The 15,257-nt window shown below is 74.3% G+C and carries 10 protein-coding genes; 3 read left to right on the top strand and 7 right to left on the bottom strand.

Translation table 11 applies throughout. The annotated features are described in order from the left end of the window. The gene (locus ACFZCD_RS20250; protein WP_391832682.1) at window positions 1–7,257 is read right to left on the bottom strand and encodes an amino acid adenylation domain-containing protein; all 7,257 of its coding nucleotides are present in this window, start codon (window positions 7,255–7,257) and stop codon (window positions 1–3) included. Window positions 7,258–7,394: 137 nt separating this feature from the next. Here ACFZCD_RS20250 and ACFZCD_RS20245 point away from each other — a divergent pair, with 137 nt between their 5' ends. Continuing rightward, window positions 7,395–8,522: an amidohydrolase gene (locus tag ACFZCD_RS20245; RefSeq protein WP_391832680.1), complete on the top strand. Its 1,128-nt coding sequence runs from the start codon at window positions 7,395–7,397 to the stop codon at window positions 8,520–8,522. 50 nt (window positions 8,523–8,572) lie between these two features. Here the strand turns inward: ACFZCD_RS20245 and ACFZCD_RS20240 are convergent, their stop codons facing one another. After that, on the bottom strand, window positions 8,573–9,568 hold the full coding sequence (locus tag ACFZCD_RS20240; RefSeq protein WP_391832678.1) for an ABC transporter substrate-binding protein: 996 nt from the start codon (window positions 9,566–9,568) through the stop codon (window positions 8,573–8,575). Between the two features lie 167 nt (window positions 9,569–9,735). Between ACFZCD_RS20240 and ACFZCD_RS20235 the strand changes: the two genes are divergently transcribed. After that, window positions 9,736–10,554, top strand: coding sequence for an ABC transporter ATP-binding protein (locus ACFZCD_RS20235; protein WP_391832676.1), 819 nt, complete (start codon window positions 9,736–9,738; stop codon window positions 10,552–10,554). On the opposite strand, the gene ACFZCD_RS20230 is transcribed toward ACFZCD_RS20235, so the two are convergent. From ACFZCD_RS20230 to ACFZCD_RS20220, 3 genes are all read right to left on the bottom strand, one after another. Continuing rightward, the gene (locus ACFZCD_RS20230) at window positions 10,514–11,062 is read right to left on the bottom strand and encodes a cupin domain-containing protein (protein ID WP_391832675.1); all 549 of its coding nucleotides are present in this window, start codon (window positions 11,060–11,062) and stop codon (window positions 10,514–10,516) included. The genes ACFZCD_RS20235 and ACFZCD_RS20230 overlap by 41 nt on opposite strands. A gap of 172 nt (window positions 11,063–11,234) precedes the next feature. Beyond that, the gene (locus ACFZCD_RS20225; RefSeq protein ID WP_391832673.1) at window positions 11,235–11,924 is read right to left on the bottom strand and encodes a hypothetical protein; all 690 of its coding nucleotides are present in this window, start codon (window positions 11,922–11,924) and stop codon (window positions 11,235–11,237) included. Then, a complete protein-coding gene (locus ACFZCD_RS20220) occupies window positions 11,924–12,529 on the bottom strand; it encodes an RNA polymerase sigma factor (RefSeq protein WP_391832671.1) in 606 nt (201 codons plus the stop codon). Before ACFZCD_RS20220 ends, ACFZCD_RS20225 begins: the two co-directional genes overlap by 1 nt. 177 nt (window positions 12,530–12,706) lie before the next feature. On the opposite strand from ACFZCD_RS20220, the gene ACFZCD_RS20215 reads away from it, so the two are divergent. Continuing rightward, window positions 12,707–13,531 (top strand): SAM-dependent methyltransferase, encoded by an 825-nt coding sequence (locus ACFZCD_RS20215; protein ID WP_391832669.1) that lies wholly within the window; start codon window positions 12,707–12,709, stop codon window positions 13,529–13,531. A gap of 21 nt (window positions 13,532–13,552) precedes the next feature. On the opposite strand, the gene ACFZCD_RS20210 is transcribed toward ACFZCD_RS20215, so the two are convergent. Then, on the bottom strand, window positions 13,553–14,752 hold the full coding sequence (locus tag ACFZCD_RS20210) for a hypothetical protein (RefSeq protein WP_391832667.1): 1,200 nt from the start codon (window positions 14,750–14,752) through the stop codon (window positions 13,553–13,555). 68 nt (window positions 14,753–14,820) lie between these two features. Then, entirely contained in the window at window positions 14,821–15,207 is a 387-nt protein-coding gene (locus tag ACFZCD_RS20205; RefSeq protein ID WP_391832665.1) for a GntR family transcriptional regulator, read from the bottom strand. Window positions 15,208–15,257: the final 50 nt, after the last annotated feature.

The following is a 15,257-nucleotide window of genomic DNA, read 5'->3' as shown; positions in this document are numbered from 1 at the left end:
TCAGTTCTCCAGGTTCTGCAGGCGGTCAGCGATGACGCTCGCGATGTGCGCGATCGGCTCGGGCAGGGTCATGTCCTTGTGCGAGCACGCGACGTCGGTGTTGTCGATGCGCCCGGTGGCGTAGGGGGCCCAGGTGCCGGGGGTGAGTTCGTCGTCGATGGTGTCGACGGTGGCGCGGAAGAAGAGCACGTCGCCTTCGTGGACGCGGTGGTCGAAGGCGCGCACCAGGTGGTTGGTGTTGAGGTAGGTGCGATTGAGGGCCTCGATGGTGGCGTCGTCGAGGCTGGCGAGCGGGGAGCCCTCGCGCCGCAGCACGTCGGTGACGTGGGCGAGCTCGAAGGGCTTGCCGTCCAGGCTGTCGGGCCCGTAGCCGCCCATGGCGAGGAGTGCTTCGAGGGCCTCGGCCTGGTCGGGCACGGGCAACTCGCGGAAGCCTTCGGCGGGGTAGGCGTCGAGGATCGCCAGCAGCTCGACCCGGTGGCCGAGGTCCTGCAGGCGGGTGGCCATGGCGTGGGCGATGATGCCGCCGGTGGACCAGCCGAGGAGGCGGTACGGGCCTTCCGGCTGGATCTCGCGGAGCCGGTCGGCGTAGTGCGCGGCGAGCTCCTCCAGGGTCCGCGGCAGCGGCTCGGCGGCGGTGGCCGGGCCGACGCCCTGGGCCTGCAGGCCGTAGAGGGGCACGTCGGCGGGGAGGTGGCGGATGAGGCCCGCGTAGCACCAGCTGAGGCCGCCGGCGGGGTGCACGCAGAACAGCGGGGCCCGGTCCCCGGCCTTCGCGGGCCGCAGCGGCAGCAGCACGTCCAGCGCGTCGGTGCGCTCGGCGGCGTCGATCGCCGCGTCGAGGGCGGCCACGGTGGGCGCCTGGAAGATCGTGCCGATGCCGACGTCCGCGCCGAGGGCGTCCTTGATGCGTCCGGCGAGGCGTACGGCGAGCAGCGAGTGGCCGCCGAGGTCGAAGAAGTTGTCGTCCACGCCGACCCGGGGCAGGCCCAGGACGTCGGCGAAGACCGCGCACAGCTGTTCCTCGCGGGGGCCGCGGGGGGCGCGGCCCGCGGTGACGGCGGTGGTGAGGTCGGGGGCGGGGAGGGCCTTGCGGTCGAGCTTGCCGTTGGCGGTGAGCGGCAGCCGGTCCAGGAGGACGACGGCCGAGGGCACCATGTGGACGGGGAGCCCGGCGGCGGCGTGCTCGCGGAGCGCGGCCGGGGTGGTCGCGCGGGCGGGGACGGCGTAGGCGACGAGGCGCTTGTCGCCGGGGGTGTCCTCGCGGACGACGACGGCCGCGTCGGCCACGTCGGGGTGGTCGGCGAGGACGGCCTCGATCTCGCCGGGTTCGATGCGGAAGCCGCGGATCTTGACCTGGTGGTCGGCGCGGCCGACGTAGTCGAGGCTGCCGTCGGGGCGGCGGCGGGCGAGGTCGCCGGAGCGGTACATGCGGGTGCCGCTCTCGCCGAAGAGGGAGGCGTACGGGTCGGCGACGAAACGTTCCGCCGTGAGGGCGTGCCGGCCGAGGTAGCCGCGGGCCAGTCCTTCGCCGGCGACGTACATCTCACCGGTGACGCCGGGCGGGACAGGCTGCAGGTACGGGTCGAGGACGTAGACGCGCAGGTCGGGGATGTTGACGCCGATGGTGCTGGAGGCGCCTGCGGCGGCCTTCTCCCGGTCGAGGGCGATGTACGAGACGTGCACGGTCGTCTCGGTGATGCCGTACATGTTGACCAGCGTCGGTGCGTCCTCGGCGTGGCGGGCGTACCAGTCGTCGAGGCGGCCGAGTTCGAGGGCCTCGCCGCCGAAAACGACGTAGCGCAGGGCGAGTTCCGTGCCGGGCCGGTCCTTGTCGGCGGCCATGAGCTGGTAGAACGCGGACGGCGTCTGGTTGAGGACGGTCACCCGCTCCTCCTCCAGCAGGCGCAGGAACGCGCCCGGGTCGCGGCTGACGAGGTGCGGGACGATGACGAGCCGGCCGCCGTGCAGCAGCGCGCCCCACATCTCCCACACCGAGAAGTCGAAGGCGTAGGAGTGGAACAGCGTCCACACGTCGCTCTCGTCGAAGCCGAACCAGTGGTCGGTGGCGGAGAAGAGGCGGGCGACGTTGTGGTGGGTGACGGGGACGCCCTTGGGGCGTCCGGTGGAGCCGGAGGTGTAGATGACGTACGCGACGTCGTCCGGGCGCTGGGCTCGGGTGCGGTCGTCGTCGGTCAGGTCGGCCGGCGCGTACGCGCCGGCCTCGGTGCCGTCGACGAGGACGACGGGCAGGTCGTGCGCGGGTATGCACGCCGCGGTCGCGCTGTCGGTGACGACGGCGGCGGGTGCGGCGTCGCGGAGCATGTACGCCAGGCGGTCGGCCGGGTAGCCGGGGTCCATCGGGAGGTAGGCGGCGCCGGCCTTGGCGACGGCCAGCAGGCCGGTGACCAGTTCCGGGGAGCGGGGCAGGGCGAGGGCGACGACGGAGCCGGGGCCGATGCCGCGGGCGGCCAGCAGCCGGGCGAGGCGGTTGGCGCGAGCGGACAGCTCCGCGTAGGTGAGCGCGGTGCCGTCCCAGGTGACGGCCGTACGGACCGGGTGGCGGCGGGCGGCGTCCTCGTAGAGCTCCACGAGGGTCTGCTTCGAGGGCGCGGGGGCGGGGGTGCCGGTGTTCCACTCGACCAGCAGCCGGTGGCGCTCGTCGTCGCCGAGCAGCGGCAGCCGGCCGATGGGCGCGCCGGGGTCGGCGGCGGCCTCGGTCAGCAGGCGGGCCAGGTGGGCGGAGAGGCGTCCGGCGGTGGCGCGGTCGAAGAGGTCGGTGCGGAACTCCAGGAAACCGGCGATGCCGCCGCCGGGCTGCTCGCCCGCGTTGAGGGTGAGGTCGAACTTGGCGGTCCCGGACGGGGTGGCCGTCATCGTGGCGGTCAGCTCCGGGCCCATGGCGAACGCCTCGTCGGGCAGGGACTGCCAGGCGAGCATCACCTGGAAGAGGGGGTGCCGGGCGAGCGAGCGCGGGGGGTTGAGCTCCTCGACGAGCCGGTCGAAGGGCAGGTCGGCGTGGGCGTACGCGCCGAGGGTGGTGGTGCGGACGCGGTCGAGCAGCGTGCGGAAGCCGGGGTCGCCGGAGGTGTCGGCGCGCAGGACGAGGGTGTTGACGAAGAAGCCGACGAGGCCGGCGGTCGCCTCGTCGTCGCGCCCGGACACGGGGGTGCCGAGGGGGATGTCGGTGCCGCAGCCGTAGCGGGTCAGGAGGGCCGCGAGGGCCGCCTGGACGACCATGAAGACGCTGGTGCCGGTGGTGCGGGCGAGCCTCTCGACGGCGGCGTGGGCGTCCGCTCCGAGGTGGAAGGGGACGGTGTCACCGGCGGCGGAGGCGACGGCGGGGCGCGGCCGGTCGGTGGGGAGTCCGAGCTGGTCGGGCAGGCCGGCGAGGGCCTGTTTCCAGTACTCGGTCTGGCGGGCGGCGAGCGGGGTGGGGGCGCCGGCGGTGCCGAGGAGCTGCTGCCGGTGTGCGGTGTGGTCGGCGTACTGGAAGGGCAGCGGCGGGAATGCGGGGGCCCGGCCCGCGGTGCGTGCGGTGTAGGCGGTGGCGAGGTCGCGGGCGAGGGGCGTGGTGGAGGCGCCGTCGCCGGCGATGTGGTGCAGGAGGAGGAGCAGGGTGTGCCGCTCCCCGCCGTCGGTGAAGAGCGTGACGCGCAGCGGGAGTTCGGCCGCAAGGTCGAAGCAGTGCCGGACGGCGGCGGTGAGGTCGCCGCTCGGCGGCGCGAGGTGCAGCTCGGGGTGCGCCTCGTCCGGCGTCAGGATCCGCTGGTAGGGCTCGTTGTCAGTGGCCGGGTATACGGTCCGGAGTGTTTCGTGACGCTCAGTGAGGTCCCGGAGGGCGAGGCGGAGTGCGTCCTGGTCGAGGGGGCCGGTGAGGGTGAGGAGCAGGGGGATGTTGTACGTGGGGCTGGGTCCTTCGAGCCGGTGCATGAACCACAGCCGCTTCTGGGCCGGGGAGAGCGGCATCCGCTCCGTGCGGGGCACGGGGACGGGCGCGGGTGCGACGGCGGGGCGGTCGCCGGCGGGGGCCGCGAGGGCGTTCCCGGCGTTCTTGCTGTTCTTGCTGTTCTTGCTGTTCTTGCTGTTCTTGGCGTTCTCCAGGAGGGCGGTGAGGGCGGCAGGGGTGGGGTTGCGGAAGACGTCGGCGAGGCCGAAGCCCTCGCCCGCGCTCTCGCGGAGGCGGGCGGCGATGCGGCCGGCGAGCAGCGAGTGGCCGCCGAGGGCGAAGAAGTCGGCGTCGGGGGACGGCGGTGCGTCCAGGCCGAGGACGTCCTGGAAGAGGCCGCAGAGCGCGGCTTCCCGCGGGCTGCGGGGCGCCCTCCGGGCCTCGTCCGGGCCGGGCCCGGGGTCGGGCAGGGCGCGGTGGTCGAGCTTGTCGTTGGCGGTGAGCGGCAGCCGGTCCAGGAGGACGACGGCCGAGGGCACCATATGGCCGGGCAGGCGGGCGGCGAGATGGGTGCGCAGGGCCTCGGCATCGGCGGTGGCGCCGGCGGTGAGGACGGCGTAGCCGAGGAGGCGCTTGCCGGCCGGGGTGTCGCGGGCGATCACGGCGGCCCGGTCGACGGCCGGGTGGTCCGCCAGGGCCGCCTGGATCTCGCCGAGTTCGATGCGGAAGCCGCGGATCTTGACCTGGTCGTCGGCGCGGCCGAGGAATTCGAGGGTGCCGTCGGTGCGGCGGCGCACCAGGTCGCCGGTGCGGTACATGGCGGCGCCGGGCTCGCCGTGGAGGGCGCCGAAGGGGTCGGCGGTGAAGCGCTCGGCGGTGAGGTCGGGGCGGCCGAGGTAGCCGCGGGCGAGGCAGGCCCCGGCGATGTACAGCTCGCCGGTGACGCCGGCGGATGCGGGGCGGAGGGAGGTGTCGAGGACGTAGGCGCGCGAGCCGCGGACGGGTCTGCCCTGCGGGGTGCCGTCTTCGCCGGGCAGCCAGTAATAGGCGTCGACGGTGGTCTCGGTGGGGCCGTAGAGGTTGACGGGGCCCAGGCCATCGGTACCGGCGAGGCGGCACCAGAGCGGGCCGGGCACGGTCTCGCCGCCCACGACGACGACGGCCGGGCGGTGCCGGCCCTCGTCCAGGAGGCCTTCGGCGAGGAGGGCTTCGGCGTAGGAGGGGGTGACGTCGAGGTAGTCGAGGCGCTGGTCGTGGACGTAGGCGGCGAGGGCGGCGGGGTCGCGGTAGCCGGCGTCGTCCAGGAGGTGCAGTTCGTGGCCGTGGACCAGCCAGATCAGCGGGTCCCAGGAGGCGTCGAAGGCGAAGGAGGCGCTGTGGCCGATGCGCAGGCGGTCGCGGCCGGTGCGGGCGACGGCGGGGGCGATGTGGTCGCTGCCGTGCCCGGCGTGGAGGTTGGCCAGTGAGGCGTGGGTGACGATGACGCCCTTGGGGCGGCCGGTGGAGCCGGAGGTGTGGATGATGTACGCGGCCTGGCGGGGCGTGGGCGCGGCGGGCGGGGTCGCCGGGCGGGCGTCGATCCGGGCCCGGGTCTCCGGGTCGTCGAGCAGCAGGGTGGGGACGGTGTGCGGGGGCAGGCCGCGCACGGCGTCGGCGGTGCCGACGAGGCGGCCGGGGCGGGCGTCGTCGAGGACGGCGGTGATGCGCCGGCCGGGGTGGCCGAGGTCGAGGGGCTGGCAGACGCCGCCGGCCTTGAGGACGGCGAGCACGGCGACGACGGTCGCCGCGCTGCGGGGCAGCGCCAGGGCGACGGGGGTTTCGGCGGTGACGCCGGCGGCGGTCAGCTCGTGGGCGAGGCGGTTGGCGGCGGTTTCGAGCTCGGCGAAGGCGAGGGTCTCGCCGGCGCTGCGGACGGCGGTGGCGTCGGGGGTGCGGGCGGCCTGCGCGGTGAAGAGCTCGGGCAGGGTGTGCCGGGCGGGCGGCTCGGCGCGTCCGGCGGTGACCCTGCGGATCTCGTCGGCGTCCAGGAGGTCGAGGGTGCCGACGGGCCGCTCCGGGTCGTCCAGGAGGAGGCCGGCCAGGGCGTCGAGGTAGCGCAGGAAGGCGTGTTCGTGGGCGGCGAGCGACGCGGCGTCGTAGCGCCCGGGGTTGGCGTCCAGGCCGAGGACCAGCGAGTCGCCGGGGCCGGGGACGACGGTGACGGCGAGGTCGTCGACGGGGCCGGCCGCGAGGTTGCGGACGGTGCCGGGCAGGCCCGCGAAGTCCAGGTCGCCCTCGAAGGGCTTGATGTTGACCATCGGCCCGAACAGCGGCCGGTCGCTGCCCGCGAGCCCGAGGTCGCGGCGCAGGTCCTCCAGGCGGTAGCGCTGGTGGCGGCGGACGGCGCGGACTTCGAGGACGACGCGGCGCAGCAGCGCGGCGCCGCTGTCGTGGGGGCGCACGGCGATGCGCAAGGGCATGACGTTGACGGTCATGGCGGGGGTGCGCAGGGCGGCGGGGGTGCGGCGGTTCGTCAGCGGCAGGCCCAGGAGGACGTCCTGGGCGCCGGATATGCGGTGCACGTAGCCGGCGGTCGCGGCCAGGACGAGCTCGGCCCAGGTGGCCTTGACCGTGTCGGCCGCCTCCTGCAGGCGGGTGCGGGTGCCGGCGGGGAGGGTGGCGGTGCGGCGCAGGACGGTGGTCGCGGGCGCGGCGGGGCCGGTGGAGAGCGAGGCGGGTTCGGGCCGGTCGGCGAGGCGGGCGCGCCAGTGGTCGCGGTCGGCGGCGTGGCGTTCGCTCGCGACGTACGCGGCCTCGTCGTCGGTGAGTTCGCGCAGCGTGCCGAAGGGGGCGGGAGCGGGCTGCCCGCCGCCGGCGAGGGCGGTGTAGACCTCGGCGACGCGGCGGCCGATGAGGGTCAGGGCGTACGCGTCGACGGCGAAGTGGTGGACGCGCTGGTACCACCAGTGCGTTTCGTCGCCGATGCGGAAGAGGGCCTGGGTGACGAGGGGGCCGCGGGTGAGGTCGACGGGGCGGTCGAGGTCGGCGCGCATCCACGCTTCGGCCTCGGCCCGGGGGTCGCCGGCGGTGCGCAGGTCGATCCGGTGGAGCGCCGGTTCCGGGGAGGGGGTGATGCGCTGAGTGGGAACGGCGTGCTCGTCGGCGGGGTGGGCCGGGACGGCGAGGAGGGAGAGCGTCTCGGCTTCGCCGGCGGTGCGGCGCAGGGCCTGCGCGAAGAGCTCCTCGTCCAGCGGGCCCCGGATCTCCACGCAGTCGCCCGTGTTGTAGACGGGGTTGCCGGGGGCGAGTTGCTGGGCGTAGAGGATTCCGGCCTGGGCGGCGAGCAGCGGCAGCTCGGCCTGAGCCGTCTCGGCCTCGTGGTGACGCATGGCGTGGGGACTCCCGTTGGATGACAGCGAACTGGCCCCACCGGCACCCCGGCAGGTCGACTTAGGTAAGCCTAAGCTAATTTTTACCTCATCCGTGAGCCCCGCCCCACCGTGCGGACCGAACAGGAGCACCCACCATGACCGCGGCCGACGGCCTCAAAACCGCCCTGCGCGAACGCGTACTCGCCCACCGCGGGGACCTCGTGGCGCTGAGCCGGCGCATCCACGCGCACCCCGAGACGGCCTTCGCCGAGCACCGCGCCGCAGGCTGGTGCGCCGACTTCCTGCGCGGGCACGGCTTCGAGGTGACCGCGCCCGCCTACGGTCTCGGCACCGCGTTCGCCGCGACCGCGGGCAGCGGGCCCGTGACGGTCGCGATCGTCTGCGAGTACGACGCCCTGCCCGGCCTCGGGCACGCCTGCGGGCACAACCTGATCGCCGCCGCCGGCCTCGGCGCGGCCCTCGCCCTGGCCCCGCACGCCGGCGAACTGGGCCTGACCGTACGGGTCCTGGGCACGCCCGCCGAGGAGCGCGGCGCGGGCAAGGCGCTCATGCTGGAGGCGGGCGCGTTCGACGGGGCCGACGCCGCGATGATGGTGCACCCGTGCCCGTTCGAGGTCGCCGAGTTCCGGTCGTTCGCGCTCGGCACGCTCTCCGTCGCGTACACCGGCAAGGCCGCCCACCCGAGTCTCGACCCGCACGAGGGCCGCAACGCCGCCGACGCGCTCACCGTCGCCCAGGTCGCCCTCGGGCTGCTGCGCCAGCACCTGCCGCCGCAGTGGAAGGTGCACGGGGTGACCACCGGTGCGGGCACGGCACCCAATCTGATCCCCGACCGGGCCACGGCCGAGTACGAGATACGCGCCGCGGCCGCGGAGGACCTGCGGGAGCTGCGCGAGCGTGTCGAGGCCTGCTTCCGCGCGGGCGCCCTGGCCACCGGCTGCGAGGTCGAACTGACCCGCCCCGAGCCGGACTACCTCGACTTCCGCACCGACGCGGGGCTCATCGCGCTCTGGCGGGACAACGCCCGCGCGCTGGGCCGGCCGGAGCCGCTGCAGCGGGAGCCCTTCGCCTGCACGGACATGGGCAACGTCTCGCACGCCGTGCCGTCGATCCATCCGGTGCTCGACATCACCGGGGGCGCCTGCGGGCCGCACGAGGCGGAGTTCGCCGACGCGGCGGTCTCGCCCCGCGGCGAGCAGGCCCTTCTCGACGGAGCCGTCGGAATGGCCTGGACGGCCGCCGACTTCGCGAGCAGCCGCTGAAAAGGCCGTGTGCCGGGCGGGCATCCGGGCCCGTCCGGCACACGGAAGCGTTACTTGAGCGCCTTCACGATGTCGTCCACGACGACCTCGCTCGCGATCGGGCCGCCCCGCGTCGACCACACCGAACCGTCCACCGTCACGGCGTGGTTCTTCCTGACCGCGTTCAGGTCCTTGTACGCCGGCTTCTCCTGGACGTCCTTCAGCGCCTTCTCGCCGTCGGAGGTGAGGGTCGACAGGAACAGCCAGTCGCCGTCGATCTCATTGATCTTCTCCAGGCTGAGCGCCGGGGTGTGGGCGTTGCCGTCCTTGTCCTGGTTCTTCGGGCGCTTGAGGCCCATGTCCAGGGCGACGCCGCTGGCGAACTGCTTCTTCTCCATCCAGCTCGGGCCGTCCGGGTTCCAGCGGACGATGCTGACTTCGGCGCCCTTGTTGCCGCCCAGGCCCTCGCCGGCCTGCTTGGCCTTGGCCTCGTAGTCGCCGATGACCTTGTTGGCCTCGGTCATCTTGTTCAGGGCGTTGCCGATACCGCGGAAGGAAAGCTTCCAGTCGTCGGCCGGCGCCATGGTGACGAGTGTGGCCGGGGTGATCTCGCGCAGCTGCTTGAGCATCTGCTCGTCCTGCATGTCGCCGGCCAGGATGAGGTCGGGCTTGGCGGCGACGACCTTGTCCATCACCGGCTGCAGCAGGTTGCCGACGACGTTGATGTCCTTGACCTTGGCCGCGAGGTAGGCCGGCGGCTTGCTCAGCCCCTGGCCGTTGGTGATGCCGACCGGCTTCACGCCGAGCGCCAGCACCGCGTCCAGGTCCTCCTGGGTGAGCGTCACGATGCGCTTGGGGCTGGCCGGGACCTTCACCGCGGTGCCGGTCGCGTCCTTGACCGTACGCGTGCCGCCGCTCGCTCCGGAGGTGCCGCCGGACTTCCCACCCCCGTCCTCGTCCGAACCGGATCCGCATCCGGTGACCAGCAGCGCGGCCGCCCCCACGGCGGCGAGCACCTGCACCGCGCGGCGCGGGGCGAAGGGGAGGAGGCGGGTGGATGCGGTCATCGAAAACTCCGGGCGTGAGGAAAAAGGGATGGAAAGGAAGGAGGGGGCCGGCAGGAAGTGCGGGAAACCCCTCGCACGGACCCGCAATAGACATTAGGTTAGCCTTACCTTACGACCCTCCTTCCGAAGGGTCCACACAACCGGCGATCTTCTGGAAAGGCCCGCCCGTGGAGCTCCGCGTCGAACAGCTCGTCGCCGGTTACCCCGGCCACCGCGCCGTGGCGGGGGTCGACTTGACGATCCCCTCCGGCGAGGTCGTCGCGATCGTCGGGCCCAACGGCTGCGGCAAGTCCACGCTGCTGCGCTCCGTCGCCCGCCTCCACCGGCCCGAGTCGGGCCGGGTGTACGCGGGCGACGCCGACGTCTGGCAGCTCAAGCAGCGGCAGGCGGCACACCGCATCGCCCTGCTCCCCCAGTCACCGCTTGCCCCCGAGGCCGTCACCGTGGCCGGGCTCGTGCGCTACGGCCGCCACCCGCACCAGGGCCTGTTCCGCCAGTGGTCGCGCGACGACGAGCGGGCCGTCGCGGAGGCACTGCGCGCCACCGGCGTCGCCGCGCTCGCCGGCCGCCGGCTCGACCGGCTCTCCGGCGGCCAGCGCCAGCGCTGCTGGCTCGCGATGGTCCTCGCCCAGGAGACGCCGGTCGTCCTGCTCGACGAGCCCACCAGCGCGCTCGACATCGGCCACGCCGTCGAAGTCCTCGAACTGGCCCGCGAGGTGGCCCTCGCCGGACGGACGGTCGTGATGGTCCTGCACGACCTCGCGAGCGCCGCCCGCTACGCCGGCACCGTCGTCGCCATGAAGGACGGCCGGGTCGTCGCCCACGGCGCGCCGCGCGACGTCGTCGACGCCGCTCTCGTGCGCGAGCTGTACGGCATCGAGGCCGACATCCTGGAGGCCCCCGCCGACGGCTCCCCCGTCGTGGTCCCCGCCCGCCGGGGACCCGTCACGAGCCCGCCGCGGGCCCGGCTGTCCGCAGCGGGGTGAGCTGCTCGATGTCGTAGCGGACGCGCAGTGCCGCGATGGCCTCGTGGTCCACCGGCGGGGCCGCCTCCAGGATCTCGAACAGCTCCTCGAAGTACCGCTCGTGGTCGGGCGGCGGCGAGGCCTGGAAGAACATCCGCACCGGTTCGGACGTCGGGTTGGCGAAGGCGTGCGGGCAGCCCGGCGGCACGAGGATCACCGTGCCCGGCGTGGCCCGCGCGTACCGGTCGCCGGCCGCGGAGCGCCACTCCCGCCAGTGGTCGGGCGTCCGGACCAGCGGCTCGAAGGCGAGGACGTCCAGCTCGCCCTCCAGCACGTAGAAGAGCTCCTCGCTGCGGGTGTGCAGGTGCGCGCCGACGTCGAAGCCGGGCGGGACGACCACTTCGAAGCTGGAGGCGGCCCTCGAGTGCTCCCCCGTCACCTTGAACGTGACCTGCTGGGCGGGGTTGACGAGGGTGCGGCCCCCGCCGGGTGGCACGACGAGACCGTCCCTGGCGGAGATGAGGGTCATCGCGGCAGTCCTTCCCGGCGGAGCTCCACGACGTGGCGGAACCACGTCGTCCGATACTCCGGAGAATTCCCGTCCGCCGCGAACGGCATCCGTCCGTCACCCGTACGGGTAAGGCACGCCCGCCCCGGCCGCTCACCCCGCCCCCGCGGCCTCCGCCGCCCGGCCGTACGGCTCAGACGTCACGGGAGAGCCGCTCCACGAGCCCCGGGTCGGGCTGCGGGACCTCGCCGAAGTCCTCGTCGTCGCTGTCGACCGCGAGGCGGTTGATGACGCTCTCCAGCGCGGCGGGCAGGTGGGGCGTCAGGCCGCGGTGCCACTGGACGAGGAGCTCGTGGCGGGCGGAATCGGACAGGAGCAGGCGGCGGCCGTCCGCCCGGGAGGCGGGGCGGGGCCGCTCCTGCGGGTCGTGGGCGGCCTGGGCCCGCCAGAACGCGGCGTCGCGGAACTCGCCCTTGCGGCGGTGCGAGAGGTGGAGGCAGTACGCGGCGGTCCGGCTGCCGCCGCCGGCGGCGAACTGCCACCAGAAGTCGGCCGCCGCGGTGTGCCCCGCGACGTGCAGCAGGCAGGCGAAGACGAGGGCGCCCTCGGGGTCGATGCCCCGGTCGTCCACGAACCGGCCGAGGCTCGCGGCCGCCTCGACGGCGTTGATCACCAGGACACAGGCGAGGTCGAGCTCGTGGGTGGCCTCGTCGCGGGCGCTCGGGCCGCTCGCCGGGGCGGGAGCGCTCGCGGGGCGGTGCGCCGGGCCCGCCGGCCGGCGGCGCGGGCGGCGCCGGCTCTCGAACGCCACCGCGATGGAGCGGGCGTCCGAGGTCAGCATGGCTTCGATGACGTCACCTTCGCTGGCGTGGCTGCGCGGCATTACTTCCCCCTGCCGGAATCCCGGGCCTCCGGCCCGGAGTGCTGGACCTCTAATGCGGACAAGGCTGCGGCGACCTTGCGTTTGGCGTGGCCGATGAGGGAGCGCACGGCCGCCCGGTCGGCACCGAGCAGGTCGGCCACCTGGCCCACGCTGTAGCCGATCACCAGGTGGAGGACGAGCGCGTCGCACTGCCGCTCGGGCAGCCGGGCTATCGCCGCGTAGAGCGCGATGCGGCTCTCCAGGAGCCGGAACCGCTGGGCGCGCTCCGGCCCCCGGGCCTGCGCCGCGCGGTGGAAGGCGGCCGTCGCGAGGGCCGTGCCGCGCCGGTTCCGGGCCAGCCAGCCGGCGACGTGCTCCTTGAGCAGCGACCAGGCGTAGGAGTCGGCGGAGGGCTGGCGCAGGGCGTGCGGCCACTGGACGCACAGCCGGTCGAAGGCCGCTTCGGTGATGTCCGCGGCCGCTTCGGCGCTTCCGGTGTGCATGAAGGCGTAGGCGCCCCACCTGCACTCGTGCAGTTCGCGGAAGGCCGTGAAGGCGATCTCCATCCGGCGCTCGGAGGGGACCGGGGTCCCGGCGGGCGCGGTGGTCCGACCGCTGTCTCTCATGGGCGCCTCTCGTCGCGTGTCCTGGTGTCTGCGCTGCGTCCTTCCAATGAACCGGAAAAGCAGCCCCCGCCGTGCCGCAACCCCGTAAAAAACCCGGTTCTCCGCCCCGGTGGGGTTACCCGCCTGTGACCGGGGACAGGTACGGGGCAGCCGTAACGCCAAGGGGAGGCAGAGAAGATGGGCGAGACCCGCGAGGATGCCGTGGTCGACCTCCGGCTGGACCGGGCCCACTCGGCCCGCATCTACGACTGGTTCCTGGGCGGCCGGACGAACTTCGCCGCCGACCGCGAGGCCGGGGAGCAGGTCCTCCGCGTCTTCCCGGCGGCCGGGGACGCGGCCCGGATGAACCGGGCGTTCATGCACCGGGCCGTCAGCCACCTGGCGCGCGAGGGCCTGACCCAGTTCCTCGACATCGGCACGGGCATCCCCACCTCGCCCAACCTGCACGAGATCGTGCAGGGGATCACCCCCGCGGCCCGCGTCGTCTACACCGACAACGACCCGATCGTCCTGGCGCACGCCGCGGCGCTGCTGCGCGGGCGCCCGGAGGGCCGCACGACGTACGTGCAGGCCGACGCCACCGTCCCCGACAGCATCCTGCGGGCGCCGGAGCTGCTCGCGACCCTCGACCTGGACCGGCCGGTGGCCCTGACGCTCAACGCCGTGCTGCACTTCGTCCCCGACGACGGCCGGGACCGCGCCCACGCCCTCGTCGAGCGGCTCAAGGCCGCGCTGCCCAGCGGCAGCGCGCTCGTCGTCACGCACGGCACCTCCGACTTCTCCCCACCGGTGACGGACCGGATCACGGACATCTACGAGCGGGCCGGGACGCCGCTCCAGCTGCGCAGCGAGGCCGAGTTCCGCCGGTTCTTCGACGGCTGGGAGCTGGTGGAGCCGGGCGTCACGCTCGCCCACCGCTGGCGCCCCGGCGAGACGGGGGGCGCGGGCCGGCCCACGGCGGCGGAGGCGATCTGTTACGCGGCGATCGCCGTCAAGCCGTAGCGGCACGGCACCGCGGCCGTCTCATATCGCGTACTTCCACACCGTGAGCATGAACGCCCCGTACCAGCAGCCGAACAGCGTGGCCGCGCACAGCACGGTCACCGCCGTACGGGTGCGGGCCGCCGCCAGCCCGCGGGCGACGGGGACGAGGAAGAGGACCGCGGGTATGAGCAGCCGCAGCTTGGAGTGCGAGTAGTTGCTCTGGGCCAGGGTGAGGACCACGATGCCCGTGCCGTACACGAGCAGCGGCGGCCAGGTGCCGCGGTGCCAGGTGAGGAAGGTGGTGCAGAGGAGGGCGAGGAGGAGCACGGCGGTGCTCACCGGGATCCAGCCGTCGCCCCGGTGCAGCGTCTCGCCGAGGAAGCGGAGGAACGACGCTCCGTTGTCCCAGTGGGTGCCCCAGCCGGCTTCCTGGATGCGGAACCAGGCGCCGGGGTCGCCGGCGCGCCGGCCCACCCACCACAGGTAGAGCGGCGTGCCGAGGCAGCCGAGGGCGACGGCGGCCAGGGGCCGCGGTCGGACGCGGCGTTCGCGGAGCAGGTGCAGGCCGGCGGCGACGGCGAGCGCGGCGGCCACGGCCGCGGCGGCCGGCCGGGTCAGCCCGGCGAGCAGCGCCAGGGTTCCGGCGGTGAGCCAGGCCCGGCGGTGCGCGGCGAGGAGCGTGCCGGCGGCCAGGGCGAGGAAGAGCGACTCGCTGTAGGACATGAGGAAGGACACGGCCATCGGCTGGGCCCCGGCGAGCAGCACGATCGCGAAGAGCGCGGTGCGCTTCCCGTGGAGCCGGGCGAGCAGCCGGTGCACGGCGAGCAGCGCGCCGATCAGCGCGAGGTGGGCGGCGACGATGCCGGAGGTGCCCCAGCCGAGGCCGGTGACGGCGTGGACGGCGCGGATCAGCATCGGGAACAGCGGGAAGAACGCGAGGTTGTTGCCGGCGAGGGCGCCGTCCTCGCCGTGGGAGTAGCCGTGCGGGTATCCGTGTTCGGCGATGCTCACGTAGAGGTTGCCGTCCCAGGCGAGCAGGTGCCCGCGGAGGCCGGGGCCGTCCGGGCCGCTCATGACGGCCAGGATCAGCAAGTGGAGGACGGTGGTGACCGCGTACACGGCGAGCGCGGGCAGCGCCAAGCGGAAGATACGTTTCACTCGCTGCTGCGCCGACGGCTCGGGCGGGGCCGGTATCGCGCCGGGGCCGGCGGTGGAGGAGTCGGGTACGAGAGCCGTCATGGGCGGTCATGCCATTTCGTCGGGGGCGCACGGGCGCGCGCGGTGCGGTGCGGCGGAGGGCCGGGCGGTCACACGGCGGGATAGTGCTCCGTGCGGGCGGCGGTGATCAGCGCGGAGACGTCCGTCCAGTCGAGGCCCTCGCGGCGGGCCCGGCGCATCCAGTCGGCCAGCTCGCCGCGCAGCGGGGAGTCGGCGAGGGAGCGGGGCCGCACCGGGGAGGCGCTCACGAACGTGCCGACGCCCGGCCGGGCCTCCACGAGCCCGAGGTGTTCGAGCTCGCGGTAGGCCTTGAGCGTGGTGTTGGGGTTGAGCTTGGTGTCGGCGGCGACGCGGGCGGCGGTGGGCAGCTGGTCCCCGGCGGTGAGGATGCCGAGGCGCAGCGCCTCCTGGACCTGCTGGACGATCTGCAGGTAGGCGGCCATGCCGCTCTGCCGGTCGATCCTGAACTCGACCATGGTGCAGCCCCCCTCATCCCGTCCCGGCGTGCGGCGACCGTGCCGTGCGG

This window comes from Streptomyces sp. NPDC008001 (assembly GCF_042958085.1).
In the GTDB taxonomy this organism is placed as follows: domain Bacteria; phylum Actinomycetota; class Actinomycetes; order Streptomycetales; family Streptomycetaceae; genus Streptomyces.
This window is presented reverse-complemented; position numbering and strand designations above follow the sequence as displayed.

Excerpts from the sequence above, each read along its gene's own strand:
- ACFZCD_RS20245 (WP_391832680.1), top strand. The coding sequence starts at position 7,395 with ATGACCGCGGCCGACGGCCTCAAAACCGCCCTGCGCGAACGCGTACTC.
- ACFZCD_RS20225 (WP_391832673.1), bottom strand. The coding sequence starts at position 11,924 with ATGCCGCGCAGCCACGCCAGCGAAGGTGACGTCATCGAAGCCATGCTG.
- ACFZCD_RS20250 (WP_391832682.1), bottom strand. The coding sequence starts at position 7,257 with ATGCGTCACCACGAGGCCGAGACGGCTCAGGCCGAGCTGCCGCTGCTC.
- ACFZCD_RS20215 (WP_391832669.1), top strand. The coding sequence starts at position 12,707 with ATGGGCGAGACCCGCGAGGATGCCGTGGTCGACCTCCGGCTGGACCGG.
- ACFZCD_RS20210 (WP_391832667.1), bottom strand. The coding sequence starts at position 14,752 with ATGACGGCTCTCGTACCCGACTCCTCCACCGCCGGCCCCGGCGCGATA.
- ACFZCD_RS20220 (WP_391832671.1), bottom strand. The coding sequence starts at position 12,529 with ATGAGAGACAGCGGTCGGACCACCGCGCCCGCCGGGACCCCGGTCCCC.
- ACFZCD_RS20230 (WP_391832675.1), bottom strand. The coding sequence starts at position 11,062 with ATGACCCTCATCTCCGCCAGGGACGGTCTCGTCGTGCCACCCGGCGGG.
- ACFZCD_RS20240 (WP_391832678.1), bottom strand. The coding sequence starts at position 9,568 with ATGACCGCATCCACCCGCCTCCTCCCCTTCGCCCCGCGCCGCGCGGTG.
- ACFZCD_RS20205 (WP_391832665.1), bottom strand. The coding sequence starts at position 15,207 with ATGGTCGAGTTCAGGATCGACCGGCAGAGCGGCATGGCCGCCTACCTG.